Annotated in this window: 20 protein-coding genes; 10 read left to right on the forward strand and 10 right to left on the reverse strand. The window is 42.8% G+C overall.

The window, feature by feature from the left end; all coding sequences use genetic code 11:
- Positions 1–13: 13 nt before the first annotated feature.
- From FTU66_RS02980 to FTU66_RS03010, 7 genes are all read right to left on the reverse strand, one after another.
- Positions 14–2,002: an ATP-dependent helicase gene (locus tag FTU66_RS02980; RefSeq protein ID WP_180112273.1), complete on the reverse strand. Its 1,989-nt coding sequence runs from the start codon at positions 2,000–2,002 to the stop codon at positions 14–16.
- Positions 2,003–2,149: 147 nt separating this feature from the next.
- Positions 2,150–2,905, reverse strand: a complete 756-nt coding sequence (locus tag FTU66_RS02985) for a hypothetical protein (RefSeq protein WP_180112274.1) — start codon at positions 2,903–2,905, stop codon at positions 2,150–2,152.
- 14 nt (positions 2,906–2,919) lie between these two features.
- Positions 2,920–3,888, reverse strand: coding sequence for an NYN domain-containing protein (locus FTU66_RS02990; protein ID WP_180112275.1), 969 nt, complete (start codon positions 3,886–3,888; stop codon positions 2,920–2,922).
- A gap of 11 nt (positions 3,889–3,899) precedes the next feature.
- A complete protein-coding gene (topA, locus tag FTU66_RS02995) occupies positions 3,900–6,539 on the reverse strand; it encodes a type I DNA topoisomerase (protein WP_180061244.1) in 2,640 nt (879 codons plus the stop codon).
- Positions 6,540–6,573: 34 nt separating this feature from the next.
- On the reverse strand, positions 6,574–7,023 hold the full coding sequence (locus tag FTU66_RS03000) for an ammonium transporter (protein ID WP_004976129.1): 450 nt from the start codon (positions 7,021–7,023) through the stop codon (positions 6,574–6,576).
- A gap of 261 nt (positions 7,024–7,284) precedes the next feature.
- Entirely contained in the window at positions 7,285–8,250 is a 966-nt protein-coding gene (locus FTU66_RS03005) for a hypothetical protein (protein WP_180112276.1), read from the reverse strand.
- 127 nt (positions 8,251–8,377) lie between these two features.
- The gene (locus FTU66_RS03010) at positions 8,378–8,620 is read right to left on the reverse strand and encodes a SlyX family protein (protein WP_004976120.1); all 243 of its coding nucleotides are present in this window, start codon (positions 8,618–8,620) and stop codon (positions 8,378–8,380) included.
- A gap of 35 nt (positions 8,621–8,655) precedes the next feature.
- On the opposite strand from FTU66_RS03010, the gene FTU66_RS03015 reads away from it, so the two are divergent.
- The 3 genes from FTU66_RS03015 to FTU66_RS03025 all read left to right on the forward strand — a co-directional run bounded on the left by FTU66_RS03015 (position 8,656) and on the right by FTU66_RS03025 (position 12,777).
- On the forward strand, positions 8,656–10,563 hold the full coding sequence (locus FTU66_RS03015) for an ATP-binding cassette domain-containing protein (RefSeq protein WP_004976119.1): 1,908 nt from the start codon (positions 8,656–8,658) through the stop codon (positions 10,561–10,563).
- 141 nt (positions 10,564–10,704) lie between these two features.
- Entirely contained in the window at positions 10,705–11,640 is a 936-nt protein-coding gene (locus tag FTU66_RS03020; protein ID WP_180112277.1) for a lauroyl acyltransferase, read from the forward strand.
- 24 nt (positions 11,641–11,664) lie between these two features.
- Positions 11,665–12,777 carry a glycosyltransferase family 4 protein gene (locus tag FTU66_RS03025; protein WP_004976117.1) on the forward strand — a complete coding sequence of 371 codons (1,113 nt, stop codon included), beginning with the start codon at positions 11,665–11,667 and terminating at the stop codon, positions 12,775–12,777.
- 337 nt (positions 12,778–13,114) lie between these two features.
- On the opposite strand, the gene FTU66_RS03030 is transcribed toward FTU66_RS03025, so the two are convergent.
- Positions 13,115–14,242 (reverse strand): endonuclease/exonuclease/phosphatase family protein, encoded by a 1,128-nt coding sequence (locus tag FTU66_RS03030; RefSeq protein ID WP_180112278.1) that lies wholly within the window; start codon positions 14,240–14,242, stop codon positions 13,115–13,117.
- A 189-nt stretch (positions 14,243–14,431) separates the two neighbouring features.
- Between FTU66_RS03030 and asd the strand changes: the two genes are divergently transcribed.
- The 5 genes from asd to truA all read left to right on the forward strand — a co-directional run bounded on the left by asd (position 14,432) and on the right by truA (position 20,343).
- Positions 14,432–15,550, forward strand: coding sequence for an aspartate-semialdehyde dehydrogenase (gene asd, locus FTU66_RS03035; protein WP_004976115.1), 1,119 nt, complete (start codon positions 14,432–14,434; stop codon positions 15,548–15,550).
- A gap of 169 nt (positions 15,551–15,719) precedes the next feature.
- Positions 15,720–17,138 (forward strand): FimV family protein, encoded by a 1,419-nt coding sequence (locus FTU66_RS03040; RefSeq protein WP_228153767.1) that lies wholly within the window; start codon positions 15,720–15,722, stop codon positions 17,136–17,138.
- A 66-nt stretch (positions 17,139–17,204) separates the two neighbouring features.
- Positions 17,205–18,506: a fimbrial protein FimV gene (locus FTU66_RS03045; protein WP_180112279.1), complete on the forward strand. Its 1,302-nt coding sequence runs from the start codon at positions 17,205–17,207 to the stop codon at positions 18,504–18,506.
- 46 nt (positions 18,507–18,552) lie between these two features.
- Complete coding sequence (locus FTU66_RS03050; protein ID WP_180112362.1) at positions 18,553–19,533, forward strand: asparaginase; 981 nt, start codon at positions 18,553–18,555, stop codon at positions 19,531–19,533.
- A 12-nt stretch (positions 19,534–19,545) separates the two neighbouring features.
- Complete coding sequence (truA, locus tag FTU66_RS03055) at positions 19,546–20,343, forward strand: tRNA pseudouridine(38-40) synthase TruA (RefSeq protein ID WP_154321070.1); 798 nt, start codon at positions 19,546–19,548, stop codon at positions 20,341–20,343.
- Between the two features lie 132 nt (positions 20,344–20,475).
- Here the strand turns inward: truA and FTU66_RS03060 are convergent, their stop codons facing one another.
- Entirely contained in the window at positions 20,476–21,483 is a 1,008-nt protein-coding gene (locus tag FTU66_RS03060) for an AraC family transcriptional regulator (protein ID WP_180112280.1), read from the reverse strand.
- 230 nt (positions 21,484–21,713) lie between these two features.
- Here FTU66_RS03060 and infA point away from each other — a divergent pair, with 230 nt between their 5' ends.
- Together infA and FTU66_RS03070 are read left to right on the forward strand one after the other, a co-directional pair.
- Positions 21,714–21,935 carry a translation initiation factor IF-1 gene (gene infA / locus FTU66_RS03065; RefSeq protein WP_001284370.1) on the forward strand — a complete coding sequence of 74 codons (222 nt, stop codon included), beginning with the start codon at positions 21,714–21,716 and terminating at the stop codon, positions 21,933–21,935.
- 158 nt (positions 21,936–22,093) lie between these two features.
- On the forward strand, positions 22,094–22,501 hold the full coding sequence (locus FTU66_RS03070) for a hypothetical protein (RefSeq protein ID WP_180112281.1): 408 nt from the start codon (positions 22,094–22,096) through the stop codon (positions 22,499–22,501).
- A gap of 113 nt (positions 22,502–22,614) precedes the next feature.
- Here FTU66_RS03070 and leuB read toward each other — a convergent pair whose 3' ends face one another.
- The gene (leuB, locus tag FTU66_RS03075) at positions 22,615–23,694 is read right to left on the reverse strand and encodes a 3-isopropylmalate dehydrogenase (RefSeq protein ID WP_180112282.1); all 1,080 of its coding nucleotides are present in this window, start codon (positions 23,692–23,694) and stop codon (positions 22,615–22,617) included.
- Positions 23,695–23,722: the final 28 nt, after the last annotated feature.

The following is a 23,722-nucleotide window of genomic DNA, read 5'->3' on the forward strand; positions in this document are numbered from 1 at the left end:
CTTGTGGCATAGTTTAATCGAGATCAATGCCAAAATCTAAATTAATCGCTTGGCGTTCCACCAAGGCACTTTTCACAGTTTGCTGACGGGTACGGTGATGAGTTTCCATCGCACACAACTGCCGTGTCAGATCATTCAAAAAATAACTGTCCAGTTTGCGCCCTTGTTCATCTACCGTATCACGCGCCCATAAATTAAAATTTTGCTTGGTTAAAATCAGTTCATTTTGGGCACGGGTCAAAGCCACGTACAGCACTCGACGTTCTTCTTCAATATCATCAAAACTGCCCTGCGCCCGTGCATGCGGGTACTGCCCTGCAGTCACATTCGCCACATAACAGACTTTTTGCTCCGTACCTTTGGCAGAGTGAATGGTGATTAAAGTGACCACATCGGTATCAGACTGGCGTTCAATTTCAGAAATAGACACAGGATCGAGCACATATTCTTCTAAAAACTCACTTAACTGCGCATGCTTACCCGCCAGTTGTTGCACCAACTGAAAATCACCCTGACGACGATTCCAGTCTTTTTTATAGTTATCTGCCAATTGTTCCTGAATAGCTTCAATGCCTAAACCGACGCAAGCTGCAACTTCATGTCGTAAGACATCCATTTGCTTCATGATCAATAAAGTTTTTTCTGGCAAGCGTCCAAATTTTTCCAGCTTTTCAATCACCTGATCCATTGTCGGTTCAAGCAACAATTGCTGTGCCAACTTACTCGCACCGACATCACCCACGCCATCCCATAAAGTGAGAAAACGCATCCACGCAATATCATCTAAAGGATTGGCAATAACGCGCAATAAACTAAGCATGTCTTTTACATGCGCAGTTTCCAAGAGCTTCATGCCGCCAATAAAACGATACGGCACACTTGCCGCAATACAGGCAGCTTCAATATGTCGCGCTGCAAAACTTGAACGCACCAAGACCATGTGATCTGACCACGGCGCGCCTTGCAAGAAATGTCGCTCTTTAATATCAATCGCAATCCATTTGGCTTCATCAAATTCATTCGGGAAAATATGCATTTTGGGTTTGATGCCATCACCACGATGCGCCTGCAACCGTTTGTTATAGCGAATCTCACTTTGATCTAACAACCAATTGGACAGGTCTAAAATTTCCTGCGTAGAACGGTAATTTTGCTCTAATTTGAAAATTTGAGCATTGGGTACGCGCTCTGTGAAATGATGAATATTTTCAAAATCTGCACCACGGAAACCATAAATCGATTGTGCATCATCGCCCACACAAAACAAACTGACCCGATCTTTTAAAGGCTCAAGCAAAGCCCATTGCAAAGGATTGGTGTCCTGCATTTCATCGACCAGAAGATGCTGACAAATTGACGCGACATAATCGACCAGACCTTCCGACTGCGCCAATGCCGATGCCACCACAGCCAAAATATCGTCATAATCGAGAAAGCCACGTGCACGTTTACGGCTTTCGTATTCCTGCATAATTTCAGCAATTTGATCTTTTAATGCCAAATATTCAGGCTGTTGCTTTTCTAAAGCCACACTCAGTTTTTGACGGGTATTCCGCGCAAAAGAATACAAATCACATAATTCTTGAGGCTTAGGCAACTGACTTGGATTTTTCTTATCATCTTTTCCGCGAATGAGGCGAAACATCATCAACTGATCATCACGATCAATAATAGAAAATTGTTCCAAGCCAAAAGCTTTAGGAATACGTCGTAACAAGTACATACAAAAAGTATGAAAGGTCGAAGCACGTAAGCCTTTGGCTTGCTCGCCCAGTGCCAACTCCACCCGTGCGACAATTTCACTCGCCGCACGGCGGGTAAAGGTCAAAATTTGAATTTGATTGGCTGGAATACCTTGATCAATCAAGTACGCTGCACGTGCCACAATGGTTTTGGTTTTGCCACAGCCTGCGCCAGCCAAGACCAGACTATGTTGATATGCTGTCGTGGCTGCTTGTTTTTGCTGGGGATTCAATTCATCAATTAGGCTGGCTAAACTCATAGTGACTCATCGTACTGGGTGGATGAATAGTTTAACAGATCGGTTTAGGAATAAACCCATGAATATAAATGGCTCGGTTCATGCCTAAACACATACTTTTACACAAGCTCTATTGTAGAGATGTGGATAAGTACATGCTTATCCACATTATTTCCAGCCCAATTCTATGGCAGTGATTTCGTTAATACGTGTCTGTTGTAACGATTCAGGCATTTTACTTTTGCTTTGCGAAAGTGGCACATAACCCGCCATCAGTTCAGCCTGTCGTTGTGGATACAATGGTTGCTGATTTGGGTCTGCATAACCAATCGGATAAATCGGCTGACCTGTGCTCAAATCGTATTTATCTGTGGCACCAAAGGTATGCAGTAATTCATGCACCATCACCAACGTATTACGCTGACTGTGCGCAGCAGAAGCAAATAAATTCACCGAGCCAATTTTGCCTTTTTGCAAAGCGGTGGAATGCTTCAAAATTTGAGTTTGACTCGGATCATAATAATTCAGGTACAGTGTCACTGTTGCAGCACCATCACTGCTTTGTCGTTGCTGCCAAGCGTAAAAACGGAACTTTAAACTCCAAAGTACGGTGCTCAGTAGCGATGCTTGCTCAGGCACTTTTGGTGGCAACTGCTTTAATTCTCGCCCCTGTTTGAAATAAAGCGCAATCGGTTGCCCACGATACTGCAAAGAAGCTTGTTTTAGATAGTCTTGAGCTGAATTTAAATTATTGATATTTAATGTATTGATATAGTTTTGGGTGTTTGATCGTCCATCGGCATTGATTGGGTGTAACAATACGATGATGGGCTTATTCCAGTCTTGGCTCTGATCACGCCAAGCATTGACTGCAACGACCAGCAAAACCAGCAATAAGCATAAAATTCGGATTTTTTTCCACATGAATTAGGACAACATTAAGACATCAGCTTGCCGACTTTAACACGATTGTGATCATTGGAAAATTCCAACCAACCACTGTGTATTGAAAGTATAGCTGACTGTGTATTTTCAAATCCCTGATTTTGAATATTAAAGTAGAGATCATTTTGTTCGATATGTTGAATAATCTCGGAAATTTTTGCCCAACCTGCCTGATCTGCAAGTTGCTGAATGATTTTTTGGACAAGTTTGACAAACGTACTAAAACTACGCTTTCTCAAATACATCTGACTGCCCTGTAATTTGGTTTCAAATAAACCCAAGGCTTTAATTAAACCAGAGAGTTTATCGTAACCATAGTTTCGGGTGTCAAAGTCGGGCTTGACCGAGCTGATATACGTACCAATTGCCCCTAAATAAGCCCAACCACTATCATCGGCATTTTCTTTGACCGCTTTATAAATCAGGTTCAAGGTGTATTTATCTATGCTGAGTGCAACATCGGTAACTTTATTATTTTTCCCTTTCTGATCAGATTCTTCTGCTACCGCAGCTTTTTCAGCTTCGGACACCAAGTTTTCTACATAAATAAATTTATCGCAGGCTTTACGAAAAGCTTCAGGCGTATTACTACGCCCAAAACCATAAACGATTAAACCACTTTCACGAATGCGAGAGGCTAAAGGCGTGAAATCACTGTCGCTAGATACAATACAAAAACCATCTAAAGCACCGCTATACAACAAATCCATGGCATCGATAATTAAAATCATATCGGTGGCATCTTTGCTTTTGGTATAAGCAAATTGCTGTACAGGCGTAATGGCGTGCGGTAAAAGTACATCACGCCAATTTTTTAGACTTTCGCTGCTCCAGTCACCATACACGCGCTTTACACTGGCGATGCCATACTTCGCCACTTCTTCCAATACAGACTCAATCGAGTTGACCGATGAGTTATCTGCATCGATTAAAATGGCGAATTTTTTTGGCTTCAACTCCATAACAGATCGTGTTAAGCCTCAACCCACTTACCATCTTGGTAAACCAATGACCATTTGGTTTGTTTGCCTTCAGGCGTTTCCGAACCAATATATTGCGCTTGATTCTTACGGCTGAATTTCACTAATGTTGGATTACCCTCTGGGTCTGCATCAGGTGCTTGCAAAATAAATTGATATTTTGGATCAAGCTGTTCTGCAACAGTACGCAATTCCGCGACTTTCGGCGCACGGGTTTCACGCACTTTCGGGAACTTGCTAGCTGCCAAGAATAAACCTGCTGCACCATCACGTAGTACAAAAAAGTCATCGTGTTTGGTCGAGCGTAAATGCTCCATTTTAATTGGATCAACGCGCGGTGGCGCAGGTTGACCATTCTTGAGCACTTTACGCGTGTTTTCACAACTGGTGCAGGCAAAATAAGGGCCAAAACGACCTGTTTTCAGCTGCATTTCGCCATCACACTTGTCACAAGGAATGGTTGGACCATCATAGCCTTTAATTTTGAACTCGCCTTCTTCAAGCTCAAAACCTGAACAGTCTGGGTTATTCCCACAAATGTGCAGTTTACGACCGCCATCAATTACATAACTGTCCATGGCTGTTTCACAAATTGGACAGCGCTTTTTAGACATCAAATCTGCGGTTTCAGCGGCATCATCATCGGATAAGGCGGCAAGTGATTCTACAGGTGTCAGGTTCAGCGTTCCCTTACAACGCTCTTTTGGCGGCAAGTTATAGCCTGAGCAGCCTAAGAATACGCCTGTCGTACCTGTACGAATCTGCATTGGTCGTGAGCATTCTTTACAATGTACTGCATCGACCTCTACAGGCAAGTTACGGCGCATGCCTTGTTCGCCCTGTGCATTGGTCAAACGCTGTTTGAAGTCACCATAAAAACTGTTGAGTAAATCTTTCCAGTCACGTTCACCATCTGCAACCTTATCTAGCTGACCTTCCAAGTCTGCTGTAAAGTCGTAGTTCATCAGATTATTAAAACTTTCATCCAGGCGGTCTGTAACAATCTCACCCATTTTTTCGGCATAAAGACGACGGTTTTCCAGTTTGACATAACCACGGTCTTGAATAGTTGAAATAATCGCAGCATAGGTCGATGGACGTCCAATACCTTTTTTCTCAAGCTCTTTCACCAAAGAGGCTTCGGTAAAACGCGCAGGTGGTTTGGTAAAGTGTTGTGATGGATCAAGCTTCTCTAATTTAAGAATTTCACCGACTTTAACTGCAGGCAGTAACACATCATCATCCGATTTGTTTTGCCCACGCACTTTAGTAAAACCATCAAAAACCAGCGTACGACCTTTGGCTTTTAACTCGACACCATTGGCATCAACCAAAATGGTCGATGATAAATATTCGGCTGGTGTCATTTGGCAAGCGACGAACTGACGCCAAATCAGATCATATAAACGCTGTGCATCGCGCTCTACACCCACCAAACTGTCGCCTTTAAGCGCAACATTAGATGGACGAATCGCTTCGTGCGCTTCTTGTGCGCCTGCTTTATTGCCATAACGATTTGGTTTAGCAGGCAGATATTTTTGACCAAACTCCGCTTCAATATGCGTACGCACCATATTGACCGCGTCATCACTCAGGAAGGTCGAGTCTGTACGCATATAGGTGATAAAACCTGCCTCATACAAACGCTGTGCTAGCATCATGGTTTTCTTGACTGAAAAACCAAGACGGGTACTCGCAGCCTGTTGCAGCGTTGACGTGATATATGGCGCACTTGGGTTGACTTTGGTCGGCTTATCTTCACGTGCAGATACGGTGTATTGCGCATCTTTAATCAAGTTCAGTAAAGCATCGGTTTCCGCTTTGTTGCGTAACTTGAGGGTTTTACCCGCTTGCTTAACCGCTTCTAGACGAATGTCATCTTTTTCAGATTTAGTATCTGCAAAGACTTGCCAATATTCTTCGGGTACAAAGGCGCGAATTTCACGCTCGCGCTCCACAACCAGCTTCACCGCAACTGACTGCACTCGTCCTGCCGATAAACCACGGGCAATTTTTTCCCAGAGCAGTGGCGAAATCATAAAACCCACCACGCGATCTAAGAAACGACGTGCCTGTTGGGCATTGACTTTGTTGGTATCTAAACGCGCAGGATGCTTAAAGGCTTCTTGAATCGCATTTTTGGTAATTTCGTTAAACACGACACGTTGATAACGTGAGTCATCTCCACCAATGACTTCTTTTAAGTGCCACGCAATCGCTTCCCCTTCACGGTCCAAGTCCGTTGCGAGATAGACTTCATCGACCTGCGATGCCAGTTTTTTTAATTCAGCGACTACATTTTCTTTGCCTGGCAGCACTTCATAGTGTGCTTTCCAGTCATGTTCAGGATCAACCCCCATACGGTTGACTAATGCTTGTTGAGCTTTTTCAGCTTTCTGAGCCTCGGTCAGTTTGGTTCGGGTGGTGGTTTTCTTTTCTGTGGTTTTTGCACCACCACTGGTTGGCAAATCACGCACGTGACCGACCGAAGACTTCACAATGTAGTCCGAACCAAGATATTTATTGATTGTTTTCGCTTTTGCAGGCGACTCCACAATCACTAAAGCACGTTTGTGACCAGCTTCAGATTTGGCTGCAGTGCTTTTGGATGTGGACCGAGGAGCGTTCGCCATAAGTAACCGTATTTCCTATTTAATGGTTTAAAAATTAACGTTCAGCCAAGCTATGTAAAAAGGCTTTCATCTCATCTAATTGAGTTGCGCGAAGATCGGCTTCTTCATCCCAATAGATTCCTACACAGTTTGCCTGCATATCAATAGCATAAATGCCCTTTAATGCAATGGGTAAGCCTTGGAATTTCTCATCGCCATGCAACAGCTCTAGCTTTTGATCTGTCACTAAAGCACGCATTAACGGTAAACGTGCATCGGCAATGAGTACGCTGTAATACGCCACCATACTGGCACGTGATTCCGTAGCTTTGGGGATTTTTGTCCAATCAGGTGCAACCACCAAACGAGGGTGTAGTCCCATTTTTCGGGCTTTTTCACGCATCAATCCTAAAGCTTTTTCTCTTGGGCTGACACGCAGACCAAAAATAGAGCCCATCACAAATATAATGATGGCAACGGCAACCCAAATTCCAGTATTTTCCATAGTACAACCTTTCTATTCTTATATTAGAGTTGCATAAGCACAATATAAAACGCAAGATTAAAATAAGCTGTGATTTATTTATTTCAAGTGTTTTAGTCTATCTGCCTACAAACAGCTTAAAATCGTCTTACGTGAAAAGGCATCATTTTCAAAACTTTAAATGGTTGATAAATGATGACTTAAATCAGTCGTATCGATAAAAAACTATCTTGCAGATGGGTTTTAAATCGACTCATGCCATTAATCGAAAAATTCTAAAACTTAGCTTAAAAACATCTCATGACTATATAGCACTTCATGTCCATTCCAATAAATATAGCCTTTTTCAATCAGTTCTTTGAGCAATAAACGAATATCAGATTTTGGAAATAACCGTTCCAGCAAATCACGCAATTCATAAATATCTTTTGGTTTTTCACCTTTTAGCTCACGTAACTTTTTGGCAACTTCCCATTGCACAGGGTCAATTTGGCTAAAGTTTTTAAATAAACTGTGCTGAGGATGTGGCTCTACGGCTTCAGTTTGCGCCACGATTGTAGAAGTGACTGTCGCCTCTTGCGTAGATTCTTCCACGACATCTAGGTCAAGTTGTACCCACTGCTTCAGTACTTTTTTACGAAAGCTAATTTGCTCATCCACCCGCTTTACAATTTTCAGGTTCATCAACATACCAACCACATGCTGCACTTTGTCTGCCTCAAGTTGCAAAATATTGGCAATCGAGTTTTTTAAAGCCTCTACGTTAGTTGGCTTGCCTGACATTTTTGCCAACGCATCACAATACTTTTTTACCAACAGCAATTCAGGTTTGTTGCGAATTGCCATTGGGCTTGGTAAACGATTTTTGCTTTTCCCAGACTGCATTTCAGGCTGAATATGAATCAGGTGACAGGCAATTTCAGATGCTTGCAACATTTCCATTAAAATCTGAATACTGTCAGCCGCAGAAATCACTTTAACTTGTGTTTCTGGCTCTAGCAGTGCCATCAGTTGCCCAACTACCACTGCATATTCAAACTCTTTAAACTCTGCGCGCGGGCTGTCTAAAATCATAAGTTGACCCGTACTGATCCAGCCAGCGAGTTCAGTTAAATCCTGCAAGTTATATTCAAATTTTCCTGCACAATTAAACAGATACACACTCGGATGATGCTCAATAATTTCTCGCAACAAAGTCGCGGTAGGCAGGTTGTTTTCAAGGTCAAGTAATACAACTTTAGAGGACATAAACTTTAGCGGACACAATAGGGTTTAAAAGATTCAGGCACAGCAGCCGAGCATTACAGCGGGAAGTACAGCAAAGGTCAAATTAAAATCAGCACGGAAACCAATACCGTTGATTAAGTACGATTGATTAATAGTGTGGTGGGCGATTGGTCATCGGGTCAAATGGTGCAATCCCATCCGACAAATCTGCCGACTCTACCCGCTGATATAACAACTGCATTTGTTTCTTTAAATCAGCAATTTCCAGACTTTGATGAACCACTTGTTCATTCAATTGCTCAACTAAATCGTCCAAAAATGCAATTCGCACTTGCAAATCTTCAATGGGTGCGGAAAATGACGCCTGATCATCTATACTTTGTTTAGTCATTTCAAATCCTCATTTGAGATTTTTTAGGAAACACTATGGCCTATATTACTTTAAGGGATGTCCAACTTGCATTTGGTGGACCTGCCTTGCTCGACGGCGCGAATTTTAACCTAGAACGTGGCGAACGAGTGTGTTTGATTGGCCGTAATGGAGAAGGTAAGTCTACTCTACTTAAACTGATTGAAGGAAGTTTACTGCCCGATGCAGGTGAAGTGTCTATTCAAAATGGCATCACCATTGCCATGTTGGCGCAAGATGTGCCCATGGATTCAGGCAAAGTCGCCGATATTGTTGCTGATGGTGCAGGCGAAGCTGCTGCAGTATTAAAAGCCTATCACGAAGCCAGTGATGCCTGTGTATTGGGCGATATGGATGCCTGTGACCGTATGGGGAACTTGCAACACAAGCTAGATCAGCTTGATGGCTGGGCGCTAGAAAATAAGGTCAATGCCATTTTAAGTAAAATGGGACTTGATCCAAATGCCGACTTGGCCGATTTATCGGGTGGACGTAAACGTCGTGTGTTGTTGGCACGTGCCCTACTCACCCAACCTGACGTATTGTTGCTAGATGAGCCGACCAACCACTTAGATGTGGAAAGTATTGAATGGCTAGAAAAATTTTTACTCGATCAAAATAATTTAACTCTACTGTTTATTTCGCATGACCGTGCTTTTGTCGATAGTATCGCCACCCGCATTGTCGAGTTAGATCGTGGTGTATTACGCAGCTACGAAGGCAACTATTCGCGTTATTTAGATTTAAAAGCGCAGCAACTTGAAGCTGAAGAAAAACAAAATGCGCTGTTTGATAAAAAACTGGCCGAAGAAGAAGCATGGATTCGTCAAGGCATTAAAGCACGTCGTACCCGCAACGAAGGACGTGTGCGTGCTTTAAAAGCCTTACGTGAAGAATCCAAAGCACGTCGCTTCCAACAAGGCAAAGTCAATATGGCAGCGCAGGAAGCCAATCGCTCAGGTAAACTGGTCTTTGATATTGAACATTTACAAGTGGCCTTTGGCAATCAAGCTCCAATTATCAAAGACTTTTCAACATTGGTATTACGTGGCGACCGTATTGGTTTAGTTGGTGATAACGGTGTCGGTAAAACCACTCTGATTAAAGCCATTTTAGGTGAAATTGAACATGGTGGCTCTGTCAAAACAGGCACACAACTGGAAATTGCCTATTTTGACCAATTACGTAACGTCTTAGATTTGGAAAAGTCAGTCAAAGATAACGTATCTGAAGGTTCAGACTTTGTTGATGTGAACGGACAACGTCGTCATATCTATAGTTATTTGCAAGATTTTTTATTCTCACCAGAACGTGCGCGCACGCCAGTTAAAGCCTTGTCTGGCGGAGAACGCAACCGTATTTTACTGGCAAAATTATTACTCAAACCATCTAACCTGATAGTGATGGATGAGCCGACCAACGACTTGGATATGGTCACTTTAGAATTGCTTGAGGAAATGCTCAGCGACTATAAAGGCACCTTATTGCTGATTTCACACGACCGTGCCTTTATGGACAACGTGGTGACTTCAACTTGGGTATTTGATGGCAAAGGCAATATTGATGAATATATTGGCGGCTATCAGGACTATTTGCAGCAACGCCCAGACCAAACTGTGGTTGATCAAAAAAGTGATGTTAAAAAAGCCGTTGCCAAAGCCGAAGCGGCTGCAGCAGCACCAACGGCTAAAAAAGTAAAATTGAGCTACAAAGATCAACGTGCTTTAGAGCAGTTGCCAGGTGAAATTGAAGCACTGGAACAGGAACAAACCGAATTGGCTGAAAAACTGGCGGATGGTTCTTGGTTTGTAACAGATGCCAATGCAGCCACCAAAGCCTCACAGCGTTTGGCTGAAATTGATGAAGAACTGCTGGAAAAACTGGAGCGTTGGGACGAACTGGAAAACTTGGCGAATGGTAACTAGGGTCTATTGACACTTCGTCTACGCTTGTCCTGAAAGACTTCGCAAAACCGTTTTAAGCATCTTTCCCATTGGACGGATGCTTTTAAATTTTAAAATCGGTTCGTGCTAAACTGCAACGATACAACACTTTACACGGTCATTATGAGTCAACACACTGAATATCAACCAGGCGAATTTCAATGGTCTTTCCTGTTGCCAAAATATTGGGGCATCTGGATTGGCATTGTCTGCCTGATGATTTTAGCCATTTTGCCGTGGGCGATTCAGTATCGTTTGGCGCAGCTTTTAGGCAATCTTGCCTTTAACAGCATGAAGTCACGTCGCGTAACTACGTTACGCAATTTGGAAGTGTGCTTTCCTGAATGGAGCGAGGCTGAAGTACATGAAAATGCTCGCCAAGTCTTTGTTGATCAAATGCTGGGCGTATTTGAAACCTTAAATGCATGGTACTGTCCACAGTGGTTTAAAGGACGCACTCAGGTTGAAGGTTTAGAACATATTCAGCAAGCCCAAGCAGATGGTCGCGGGGTTTTATTGTTAGGCACACATTCTACTCTGCTAGATGCAGGTGGCTATGTCTGTGCACAATATTTTGACCCCGATGTGGTCTATCGTCCACAAAACAATCCCTTACTGGACATGCTGATTTACCGTTGTCGCGACACCATTTACGGTCATCAAATTGACCACGATGACATGCGTGGTTTAATCCGCCACTTAAAAAATGGTCGTGCCATTTGGTATAGCCCAGATCAGGACTTTGGTTTAAAACAAGGTGTTATGGCGCCATTTTTTGGCGTGCCTGCTGCGACAGTTACAGCGCATCGTCGTTTACTTAAAATGACCAAAGCCGCAGCAATTCCGTTATATTTTTACCGTACAGGTGAGCTTTCCAACCCTCAATATAAAGTCTTGATTGAACCTGAACTGCTGGATTTCCCAAGCGCAGATGAAGTTGCAGATGCAACGCGCACCAATTTCATTATTGAGCAGCAATTACGGATCGCTCCTACCCAATATATGTGGTTTCATCGTCGGTTTAAGAGCCGCCCCGAAGGTTATGACAGTATTTACTAATCTGTACGGCAGAAGGAAAGATTCATGAAAGTCATGCAGTTATTACCCGAATTAAACAGTGGCGGTGTAGAACGCGGTACGCTCGAAATCGCCCGAGCCTTGGTCGCTCAAGGACATACGTCATTGGTGGTGTCGAATGGCGGACGGATGGTTAACCAACTCGAAGCTGAAGGTTCCACTCATTTAAAGTTAGCCATCCACAAAAAATCATTATCAAGCTTGTGGCAAATCCGTCCTTTACGCCAACTGATTATGCAACATCAACCTGATATTGTGCATGTACGTTCCCGCGTACCTGCATGGCTAACTCATTTTTCCCTAAAAGGTATTCCAGCCGAAAAACGTCCACACTTAATTTCAACTGTACATGGTTTTTATTCAGTTAACCGTTACAGCCAAATTATGACCCAAGCGGAAAAAGTGATCGCAGTTTCTGACAGTGTAGTCAAATACATTCGTGATCATTATCAAAACTGTCCACCTGAAGATATTGTCCGTATTTATCGTGGAATTGACCCTGCTGCATTTCCGCACGGGTATCAACCTTCGGCACAATGGATGCAACAAACCTATCAAGATTTCCCAGAACTTGAACATAAGTTTTTAATTTGTTTGCCGGGACGTATCACCCGCTTAAAAGGTCATGAAACATTGATTGATCTAATTGCGAAATTAAAAACCCAGTATCCACAGATTCATGCTGTTGTTGTAGGCGGTGCAGATGTTAAAAAAGCAGCTTATTTACAGGAACTGGAACGCAATATTCGGGATAAACATCTGACCGAAGCGATAACCTTTGTTGGACACCGTTCTGACATTCGCGAGTGGCTTGCGTTTAGCGATATTGTACTTTCACTTTCCAATCAGGCGGAAACCTTTGGACGCACTGCACTTGAGGCTTTATCTGTAGGAACACCTGTGATTGGCTGGAACCGTGGTGGTGTGGCTGAAATTTTGTCACAACTGTATCCGCAAGGGCTCATCGCAGCAGATGACCAAGTGGCTTTATTCAATGCAGTGCAATTGCATCTGGAAATACCGCAAAGTGTCACCCCTGTTGAATTGTTCAGCTTGGCAGATATGTGTCATCAAACCTTAGATTTATATCAGCAAGTTTTGCAGTCAAAACACACCTAAAGCCTTAAAACTGAATCGAGCTGATTGAAATTTAATTTGTTTAAAAACAATGAGAATGAAAAAATAAGCCCTAAAAAATCATCGCCCGAGTTCTACATCCTGTAAAACTCGGGCTCATGAGGTTGTGCTTTCAAAACTTATTGTTATTTTGTTGTGTGGCGTTCCTTACCTACATCATATCCTTGATGTTTATCCCTCAGCGTCGTCTTCCTTAATGGGATATTCCGTTCCCGAGTCCTTGTGCTGATGAATTAATCTTAACCAGATCAGTCAGAATAAACCATGCGTCATGCGCCTAAATCCGTGTAAGCCATTTCGTACACTTTTCGTTTAATTTCTAAACTGATTTATTCTGCGCTTTATATGGTTGTGCAATTTCATCGGTCACCAGTTTTTCTTCTTGCTCTGCTTTTTCAATCCCATCCTGAATCGCCTGTTGTGCTTCCTGCTCATCGGCATCGGTTTGCGGCAGTTCTTCCTGAATTCGATCAAACACCCGCCCAGTTTGCAATACCACATACACAGGAAAATGATCTGAACCAATATGTGCTAAACGCTGCATATCTACCAATGCAAAATCTGTACTATGAAATACATGGTCTAATGACCAACGCAGTAAAGGATAATCGGCATGAAAGGTATTGATATAGTGCCGCCCTACGCGCGGGTCGAGCAAGCCACTGATTCTTTGAAACAAGCGCGTAGTCCGCGACCACGCCACATCGTTTAAATCACCCATTACGATACAGCTTTCATCTAAATCTTTGATTTGATCGCCTACAATCAACAATTCGGCATCTCTTAAAACTGAATCTTTGGCTTCGGTAGGACTTGGTGGTTTAGGATGCAAACAATACAACTGTACAGGCTGCCCCGAAGGCAAAATCACACTGGTATGAATGGATGGAATTTCATCGCTGAGAATAAATTTGATCTCACTGTCTTTTAATGGCAAACGGCTATACAAATGCATGCCATATAAATTATCTAAAGGTGCAGCGACCCGATAAGGATAATCGGCTTCAATCACAGACAAGGCTTTCTGCCAAGCCAAATCAGATTCTAGGGTCAACACCAAATCTGGTTTTAAGGCTTGAATATGTTCAATCAACAGATGATATTTTTGATTTGGTGTCAGAACATTGGACACGATTAATGAAATTTGTTTTTCAGGATTTAGCTGTTCTGGACGAACTTGTTTGACCTGTTTTCTCCACAGCAAGGTGTAGGGCAAGACCATTTTGAGCTGATAAGCCAAAGCCGCAATCAGCCCAATTAAAATCACTTGGCTAGACACATCCCACGTCTGCTCCCAAATTAGGAGCAAAACAAAGGCAATGATGCCCAAAACCAAGATCTGTAAACGTGGAAAATCTGCGCCCCGAATCCACCATTCATCACGCGGAATCAGTGACCAAAAACTTAACCAAATGACTAATATTGCAAGCCCTTTTACCCAAATCATCTTGCTTTACTCTTTTGTATTTTTTGTCGTTTTTACATGAAAACCAAAGTTATCAATTTTGTATGTAACACAAACAAGAGATTTCACTCAATAATACTCATGTTTTGTTCATGTAATGCTTGCAGTTGCGCCCCCTTTTGATAGACTTATATTCCTTTATTGTTTTTTAACGCACCGAGGCAAAGTGGCATGAAAGTAGGTCTGGTCGGTTGGCGCGGGATGGTGGGTTCCGTCCTTATGCAACGTATGGTTGAAGAAAATGATTTTGCTCATTTTGAACCATTCTATTTCTCTACCAGTAATGCTGGTGGTGAAGCACCAGCATTTGGTGGTAAGACTGCTCCAGCACTTATGGATGCAACAGATATTGAAAGTCTGAAGCAAATGGATGTCATTATTACCTGTCAAGGTGGTGATTACACTTCTGCCGTTTTCCCGAAGCTTAAAGCTGAAGGTTGGAATGGTTACTGGATTGATGCTGCATCTACCCTGCGTATGGATGATGAAGCGATTATCGTACTTGATCCAGTCAACATGAATGTCATTAAAGATGGCTTGGTGAATGGCACTAAAACATTTGTGGGCGGTAACTGTACTGTTTCACTCATGTTGATGGGCTTGGGTTCATTATTCCAAAACAATTTGGTGGAATGGGCAACTTCAATGACCTATCAAGCAGCTTCTGGTGCAGGTGCGCAAAACATGCGTGAGCTGATCACAGGCATGGGCTACTTGTATAACAACACCAAAGACTTGTTGGATGACCCACGTTCACCAATTTTAGACATCGACTCTAAAATTGCCGAATTACAACGTGGCGAAGGTTTCCCATCGGCAAACTTTGGTGTGCCTTTAGCGGGTTCTCTCATTCCATATATCGACAAACAGCTTGAAAGCGGTCAGTCAAAAGAAGAATGGAAAGGTCAGGTTGAAACCAACAAGATTTTAGGCAATCAGCAGATCGTTCCAATTGATGGTCACTGTGTGCGTATTGGCGCAATGCGTTGTCACTCTCAGGCAATCACATTGAAGCTGAAAAAAGACGTTCCACTGAACGAAATTGAAGATATGATTCGTCAATCAAGCCAATGGGCAAAAGTGGTACCAAATACACGCGAAGCATCAATGACCGATCTTACCCCAGTTGCAGTTACAGGGACTTTAACAGTACCTGTTGGTCGTTTACGCAAAATGAACATGGGTAAAGAATACCTTGGTGCATTCACTGTAGGTGACCAATTACTTTGGGGCGCAGCAGAGCCATTACGTCGTATGTTACGCATCTTAATTGATTACAAAAATGCTTAAGCTTCGTCTTGAGCACTGAATCATTTTTGATTCTGTGATCAATCTCAACAAGCCAGTCAAATTTGACTGGCTTTTTTATGTAATCAACGTGTTAATATTTTACAATCGACCTACAACTCGCTACTCTATCCTTTTCGCCTTGCGATAAATGACCGAGCTAACAATTAAGATGACTGTATATAACAAATTAAAGATCGCCATTTTATCTATTTTGGCTTCACAGCAAATGTATGCAATGAATGTTGACCCGATTCAAATTCAGTCAACAACTGGGGAATTGCTCTATGCCGAAATCAACTTTCGTCAATCGAATGTGAATGAAGCGATTGATGTTAGTTTAGCTACGGCCGAAGATCTGATGTCGATTGGTGCGAGTCACCGTCCGCCTGGTCATCTTAACTTTTTTACACGTCGTAACAGCAATGGTACAGGGGTTATCACCATTACCTCATCTCGACCGTTAACCGAGTCTGAGTTGAATATTGTGGTCAAAATTAAAGAAGGCAATGCAACCCGCCTGCAACATATTCGCACCCCATTAAAACGCAGTGCACCTGCGCCATTGGCCGCTATGCAACGTAGCAATGAACAAGCTTTAATGCCTGTTATGATTGTCAATGAGCAAGATATTGCTTTAAATTTACCTGTAAGTACGGCCTATCAGGTTGAAACACCCAAAGCAATTGAACAACAGGCTTTTGAAGCACCGCTAACCATTAAACGCAATACACCGCCTGCGTTAAACCATCAAGCAGTAACAGTGATTCAAACTGCGCCAAGCCGTAGCGCAGCGAGTGAAAATACGACTGTTGCTGCTCCAAAAGCAGCGCCAGCAAAAACAAATAACAACCCAACACCGACAGCATCTACAGCGACTACGTCAGTCACTGCACAACAATCGGCTGATCCATTGGTACAAAAATTTGCTGAACAGCAACGCACGAAGCAACTGGCACAAACTCAGCCTGCTGCTGCCGTGAAAAAGCCTGCACAAACAGCGGCTGCACAGGCTAAACCAAGCCCTGCCACAGCCATGCCTGCAGTCAATACCCAACACGTGGTGCAATCGAATGAATCATTATGGGCAATTGCCTCACGCATTGCGGGTGAAAATAACCGCCCTGTTGCTGAAGTGATGCAGCAAATTAAAGCCAATAATGAGCATGCTTTTATTCAAGGCGATGCCAATCGTTTGCGTCGTGGTGCGACCTTAAATTTACATGCACAAGCTAACTCTAAAACAGAGAAAAAAGCCGCAATTCCAAAACCAGAAACGGCCAGTACACCACAATCAGGCAAAGCCAAATATCGTTTAAATCAAGCAGAAATGAGCCTCGTGGCAGAGAATCAACAGGACTCCACCCACGGTTCTGCCAAGAAGAACACACAATCCACACAAACTTCGGGTGACTTGTCATTAAAAGTTATGACATCCCGCGAGAAAACCGTTAAATTACAGAGAAACGTAACAGAATTAGAATTGGCATTACGTCAGAAGGATCACAGAATTCAATTACTCAACGCGCGCCTTGCCGAACTGCAACAACAATTGCAAAAACAACAAGCCGCAAATAAGCCAAAACACTAAATGTTACACACAATGATTTTTTTGGGATAAGGTCAAACAGGGACCACATCCTCAAGGGGTATAAACATGCTGATTTATGTGATTCCGTTTATTTTATTACTGGTGATCGCAATTTTCTTGAAAAAGCGTGAAGCAAGTAAAGAAGCCGAACCAAGCAACAAGAAAACAGCAGCGCCAGCCAAAACCAGTGCCAAGAAAACCACAACTACCAAAAAAGTTGCCCAGAAATCGGTGGTGGTTGAAGAGGTTGTTCCAACTCCACAACACTCTACCCCTGTCCCTGTAAAAATCCAAACTAACATTGAAAACCTGATCAAAGAGCGTAATTTCTTTGCTGCAGAAGCGCAAATTAACCAAGCATTAAAACATGATAACTCATTGCATGGTTTGTATTTGTTATTGCTTGATATTCATTTACAACAAAAAGATGAATTTGCAATTGATCAATTGCTGAATCATTTACGCTCTTTAGAGCTTGACGATATTCTGTCACAAGCTGAAGCAAAAAAAGCCAGTCATGCACATGAAGATATTGCTGAAAAATCAGCAAATGAAGCGCCGACTGCAGCTCCAAGCAGCTTAGATTTTACTGCACCTGTGAGTACGCCAAATCAAACGGCTTCTTTTGACCAGTTACAGCACGAACTGACTTCAAATAAAACTGCAGAACCTGAAGCAGCTTTGAAATTTGACACCTCATCCTTAAATTTCAGCCCTGCTGCCGAACCTGAAGTCAAAGCAGAACCTGCGGCACTGGATTTTAATTTCTCACTCGATTCTGCACCAAGAGAAGTAAAAACTGAAGCGCCTGCGATTACAGCTGAACCAAGTGCAAGCCCTGCAGAGAAAGTTAAACCGCTCGACTTCACGTTTGATTTAACACCAAGCCCAGCTGAAACCACAGTAGCACCAGAAACAGCAGCCCCAGAATCAACAATAAGTGAAGCTGCTGCAGTCGAAGCCCCAAGTCTAGACTTCAATTTTTCTACACCAGAAAGTGCACCTGCAGTTGAAGCAAAAGCTGAACCTGCAACGCCTGATTTTAATTTCACATTTGACAGTACGCCTGCTGCGGAAACCAATCTTCAACCTACAACTGAACCAGAAATCATTGCTGCACCAAGTATTGCACATGAACCTGCTGCAACCGTTGTCAGTACAGATGTTGATCTGAATGATCCATTGGTGAAATCATTCCCAGACTTATATCAAGTGGATGAAATTCAGTTGAACTTAGACTTAGCGAGCCAATATGTAGAGTTGGGCGCTTATGATGCTGCGAAAGCTTTACTTGGCGAACAAGATGCAAATTACTCTGCTGAACAACGCCAACGTGCCGATCAGTTACTGAATCAAATCGCTTCTTAATTCAAATCAGATTAAGATAAAGCAGTCATTCTTGACTGCTTTTTTTATGATGAAAAAAATTGCGTTAATCTATATGGGCGGCACTTTTGGCTGTGTCGGTGAACCACTAAGCCCAATGCCTGCCGAGCAATTCCTGCCACGCTTGGCACAGGTCTTGCCCCTAAATTTAGAGATTGAATGTTTTGTTGCCCCTGTCATTAAAGACAGTAGTGCCTGCACAGCAGCAGACTGGTTACAGCTCATTCAATATATTCAAAAATTACAACACGATGATTTTCAACATTTCGTTATTTTACATGGCACCGACACCCTCAGCTATGCCAGCGCAGTCTTGGCACGTTTTTTAGCGCAAAGTACCCATGTCATTCTCACGGGTAGCCAATATCCCTTACTCAATGCACAAGGCACAGATACCCGTGAATTTAGTGATGCCTTGGACAACCTAAATTTTGCTTTACAACAGATTCATCAAGTGACTCAGGGAGTATATCTGGCCTTCCATCAGCAACTGATTCATGCCGCAACGGCACTGAAACAACACACCACCGAGTTAAATGCATTTACAGGTCAGTCTGCTTTGGTTTACACGGAGAACAAATCGCAGAATAAGCCAGCATTCAACATTAGCACTCAACATATTGAAAAAGCCCAGCACTTTAACTGCCTGAATTGGATGTTACAGCCAATTGCCATTTCCGCTTTGGTCGATAATTTAAAAGCCTTACAGCAACAGCCACCACACTGCCTCATTTTACAGAGTTATGGTACAGGCAATATGGCCGTCAATGCCGAAGTGATTGAGTTAATTCAGGCCTTGCAAGCTCAACAATGTGCCGTGATTCTCACCACCCAAGTCACTTTTGGTGGCATGCAACAACGCTATGCGATCAGCCAGTGGTTACAGGACAGTAAAATTTTAATCAGTGATTGCCAAAGTCACGCAGATCTTTATGCCAAAGCCTTAAAAATGTATTTACAATACGACAGCCTTGCACAGTGGTATGCGCATTGGCAGTCTTCAGTGTGATTTGAGGTGATTATGCAGCGTTTTGCAATCGGAATTGAGTTTTGTGGCATTCGGTATCGGGGTTGGCAAACCCAGCAAGCAGGCGTACCTAGTGTGCAGGAAACCATTGAAAAAGTTCTGAGCAAAATTGCCGATGAACCCATTATTTTACATGGTGCAGGACGTACCGATGCAGGCGTGCATGCAACCAATATGGTGGCACATTTTGATACGCATGCCATTCGCCCTGAACGCGGTTGGTTGATGGGTGCCAACAGCCAACTACCCAAAGACATTGCAATTCAATGGATTAAAACGATGGATATGGACTTCCATGCTCGTTTTAAGGCTCAGGCACGGCGTTATCGCTATGTCGTGTATAACAATCCACAACGCCCTGCCTTGCTGCACAAACAAGTCACTCACGCTTATTATCCCTTAGATGTCGATAAAATGATTGCGGCTGCGCAGAAATTTGAAGGGACACATAATTTTGAAAGCTTTCGTGCCGCAGCGTGTCAGTCCAATCAGCCTGTCCGTCATGTCAGCCATTGCCGCTTAATTCGTCACGGCAATTATTTAGTGTTAGATATTCAAGCCGATGGTTTTTTGCATCACATGGTTCGCAATATCATGGGTTGTCTATTGGAGATCGGGCAAGGTTTGTATGACATTGCACATATTGACCAAATTTTTGCAGCTCAAGACCGTAAAGCAGCAGGAATTACTGCCCCGCCAGATGGCTTGTATTTTATTCAGGCACATTATCCTGAACAGTATGATTTACCGAAAGTTCCTTTAGGGCCACATTGGTTAAACATGCCGGAATAATTTAATCCCTCCCGACCTCCCTTTTCCAAAGAGAGGAGCTCCATTTCGAGGCGTTAAAAACGAAAGTCCCCCCCTTTGAAAAAGGGGGATTTAGGGAGGATTCTGTTTAGGAAAGGTTTTAAATTTTCAAACTTAACGCTGTTTACGTTTTCTATATTCCACTGGAGTTTCATTGGTCCAGCGTTTAAAAGCACGATAAAAAGTACTTGGCTCTGAAAAACCCGTTAAGTACACAATCCGCTCCACGCTTTCATTGGTATTCGATAATAATCGTTTAGCCAAACGACATCGATAATCGGACAGAATTTGCTGAAAACTGGTATTGGCTTCACTCAATTGGGTACGCAAACGACGTGGTGTGATATTCAATTGTGCCGCTACTGTTTCCAGTGTAGTTTCACCACTTTCCAAGGTAGAACCAATGGCACGTCGTACCTCACCCACCAAATCATAACGTGCCAATTCCTGCAGCTTTTCCAATGCCAGTTGCTCATGTAACTGCAGCAGCTCAGGTTCAGCCTGCCAAAGCGGATACTCTAAAATACTTGGATCAAAGTACAAACGAGTTTCTTTTTGCCCCAAGCTTACTGGACATTCAAACACCCGAAAGTATTCATCATCCATTGCCCCTTCACTAAAATTGAAGTCGATATAAATGGGTTGAAATCTGCCTTCAGTAATGAATTTAAAAAAGCGCAGTACACCCGACATGGCACATTCAGAAAAGTGGCGATTGACAATATTTTCAGACCACGGCTGCACCCCGTTGGTCAAATAACAACGGTCATCCTCAACCACCAATTTGGCATCAAAAGCATCACTAATCAGGCGTTGATAAGCCAAAGCACGTTTTAGGCCTTCACCAAAGTTTTCTGAAGAAATAAACAAATGTTCAATCACCTGCCCGCGATAAAGTGGCAAATGTTCCCCCAGATGTAAACCAATATCAGGGTCTTTACTGACTTCCTCAGCCGCAACCCAAAACGCATATTGTGCATTTAAAGGCGTACGTTCATTGGCTTCGACCTGATTTAAGGCCACACCTGCTTTTGTTAAAATATCTTCGGTTGGCAACCCCGCACGACGAATCGCTTGGTAGCCTAAACGCAATACAACCGATGCATCAGTTAGCTGACCCACGCAAAAACCTTCCTTGTATGTACTTCATTTATACTTAAAAAGATTGAAATTAGATTAACTGCGATTGACCGAACTGACAACCTACCCAAGCCCATTTTTACAGAAAAAGTATAAACCGATGATTCGCTTATTTTACTAACAGATGCGCGGTGTATAGGGTAAAGCATCTTGTTTTTTTCAGAAAAATTGCCTATAATTTGCGCCTTTCCAATTTGATACTCAGGTAGGCTATGGCCAATAAAGAGGAACTCATCGAGTTCGAAGGCGTTGTCACCGAAACGCTTCCTAATACTATGTTTCGTGTACGTTTAGAAAACGGTCATGAAGTGATTGCTCACATTTCTGGTAAAATGCGTAAACACTATATTCGTATTTTAACAGGCGACAGTGTGAAGGTTGAAATGACACCTTACGACTTAACCAAGGGTCGCATCACTTACCGCGCACGCTAAGTTTTAGAGTAAGCCAAAGCCACTTTCGGAGTGGCTTTTTTACGTTCTTTTTTAAAATCCTTTCATTCGCAACCTTTTCTAGTTACCGCCTATCGAATCACAACATTTCTTCCAGCATTGCTCGCTACAATAAAATTTTGAGCAATGGAGAAAAGTTTATGTTTTTTCGATCTTGCGTTGCTTGTATAACAGGTCTTTTTGCGCTCAGTTTTGTGGCGTGTAGTAGCAATCCACCGCATTCCACTTTAAACCGCGATGCATATTTACAGCAATTTATTGGTCAATCTAGCCAATATATCCTGACCCATCTGCAATTAAGCCAAATTGGCTATCAACAATTTGGTGCAGCTCAAGCTACCCCTCAATTGCTGCATTACCGTATCATTCGTCCCGTACGTGTTCCGATCCCTATGGCGCAGCATCCCACTACAGGTATTGGTGCTGTTCCGTTAAATATAGGTATCCCGAGTCATGAAAGTTACGATGTTGCACTGACTTGTGATTTATATTTTCACCTACAGCAGGGTATTGCTACCGCAGTGTATGTTTCAGGACAACGCTGTTAACTCTCCTAGCTAAAATAATCTGAAAGTACAAAACCAATAAAAAACGCAGCCCGAAGACTGCGTTTAATGATTTGATTTTGAGCTGTAAGCGATAGGTTAAATCGCTTAAATTTTTAGTTGAGTGCCATAACGACTGCTTGACCCATTTCAACCGTACCAACTTTATTCATGCCTTCAGACATAATATCGGCAGTACGTAAACCTTGATCCAATACATTGCCTACTGCATCTTCAATGGCTTTTGCTGCAGCTTCTTCACGGAAGGTATAACGCAACATCATTGCTACAGAAAGAATAGTCGCCAATGGATTCGCTAAGTTTTGACCTGCGATGTCTGGCGCTGAACCATGACATGGCTCATACATACCTTTACCATTTTCATCTAAAGAAGCAGATGGCAACATACCAATAGAACCCGTCAACATTGCCGCTTCATCAGACAAAATATCACCGAACAAGTTAGAGGTTACAATCACGTCAAACTGTTTTGGTGCACGTACCAATTGCATCGCTGCATTATCTACATACATGTGCGACAAGTTGATTTCTGGGTACTGTTCTGCATGTAACTGAGTCACAGTTTGCTTCCACAATTCAGTCACTTCCAGTACGTTGGCTTTATCTACCGAACATACTTTACCACCACGCAATTTCGCCATTTCAAACGCTACTTTTGCAATGCGTTTGATTTCTGACTCAGCATATACGTCGGTGTTAAAACCTTGTTTTTCACCGTTTTCTAATTCACGAATACCACGTGGCTGACCGAAGTAAATACCACCTGTTAATTCACGTACAATCAGAATATCCAAACCAGCCACAATCTCAGGTTTCAAGCTAGAAGCATCTGCCAATTGTGGGTACAAAATCGCTGGACGTAAGTTAGCAAACAAGTTCAATTCACTGCGTAGTTTTAATAAGCCACGCTCTGGACGAATTGAACGCTCAATATTATCCCATTTTGGACCGCCAACAGCGCCTAATAAAATTGCATCGGCTTTTTTAGCCTGTTCAGATGTTACTGCAGGGTACGGTTCGCCATGTGCATCAATTGCAGAACCACCCAATAAACCTTGTTCCCAAGTCAAACCCAAATTGAATTTTTCATTGACACGTGTCAGCACTTGTTCAGCAGCTTTCACAATTTCTGGACCAATGCCGTCACCAGCTAAAATCAAAATATGTTTTGACATGAAAATTTCCATTGTTAATAACAGTCAA

It is taken from the genome of Acinetobacter sp. YH12131, assembly GCF_013418635.1.
Taxonomy (GTDB): Bacteria; Pseudomonadota; Gammaproteobacteria; order Pseudomonadales; family Moraxellaceae; genus Acinetobacter; species Acinetobacter towneri.

Bases quoted from the DNA above. Each gene is read 5' to 3' on its own strand.
- FTU66_RS02980 (WP_180112273.1), bottom strand. From the start codon at position 2,002: ATGAGTTTAGCCAGCCTAATTGATGAATTGAATCCCCAGCAAAAACAA.
- FTU66_RS02985 (WP_180112274.1), bottom strand. From the start codon at position 2,905: ATGTGGAAAAAAATCCGAATTTTATGCTTATTGCTGGTTTTGCTGGTC.
- FTU66_RS02990 (WP_180112275.1), bottom strand. From the start codon at position 3,888: ATGGAGTTGAAGCCAAAAAAATTCGCCATTTTAATCGATGCAGATAAC.
- topA (WP_180061244.1), bottom strand. From the start codon at position 6,539: ATGGCGAACGCTCCTCGGTCCACATCCAAAAGCACTGCAGCCAAATCT.
- FTU66_RS03000 (WP_004976129.1), bottom strand. From the start codon at position 7,023: ATGGAAAATACTGGAATTTGGGTTGCCGTTGCCATCATTATATTTGTG.
- FTU66_RS03005 (WP_180112276.1), bottom strand. From the start codon at position 8,250: ATGTCCTCTAAAGTTGTATTACTTGACCTTGAAAACAACCTGCCTACC.
- FTU66_RS03010 (WP_004976120.1), bottom strand. From the start codon at position 8,620: ATGACTAAACAAAGTATAGATGATCAGGCGTCATTTTCCGCACCCATT.
- FTU66_RS03015 (WP_004976119.1), top strand. From the start codon at position 8,656: ATGGCCTATATTACTTTAAGGGATGTCCAACTTGCATTTGGTGGACCT.
- FTU66_RS03020 (WP_180112277.1), top strand. From the start codon at position 10,705: ATGAGTCAACACACTGAATATCAACCAGGCGAATTTCAATGGTCTTTC.
- FTU66_RS03025 (WP_004976117.1), top strand. From the start codon at position 11,665: ATGAAAGTCATGCAGTTATTACCCGAATTAAACAGTGGCGGTGTAGAA.
- FTU66_RS03030 (WP_180112278.1), bottom strand. From the start codon at position 14,242: ATGATTTGGGTAAAAGGGCTTGCAATATTAGTCATTTGGTTAAGTTTT.
- asd (WP_004976115.1), top strand. From the start codon at position 14,432: ATGAAAGTAGGTCTGGTCGGTTGGCGCGGGATGGTGGGTTCCGTCCTT.
- FTU66_RS03040 (WP_228153767.1), top strand. From the start codon at position 15,720: ATGACTGTATATAACAAATTAAAGATCGCCATTTTATCTATTTTGGCT.
- FTU66_RS03045 (WP_180112279.1), top strand. From the start codon at position 17,205: ATGCTGATTTATGTGATTCCGTTTATTTTATTACTGGTGATCGCAATT.
- FTU66_RS03050 (WP_180112362.1), top strand. From the start codon at position 18,553: ATGATGAAAAAAATTGCGTTAATCTATATGGGCGGCACTTTTGGCTGT.
- truA (WP_154321070.1), top strand. From the start codon at position 19,546: ATGCAGCGTTTTGCAATCGGAATTGAGTTTTGTGGCATTCGGTATCGG.
- infA (WP_001284370.1), top strand. From the start codon at position 21,714: ATGGCCAATAAAGAGGAACTCATCGAGTTCGAAGGCGTTGTCACCGAA.
- FTU66_RS03070 (WP_180112281.1), top strand. From the start codon at position 22,094: ATGTTTTTTCGATCTTGCGTTGCTTGTATAACAGGTCTTTTTGCGCTC.
- leuB (WP_180112282.1), bottom strand. From the start codon at position 23,694: ATGTCAAAACATATTTTGATTTTAGCTGGTGACGGCATTGGTCCAGAA.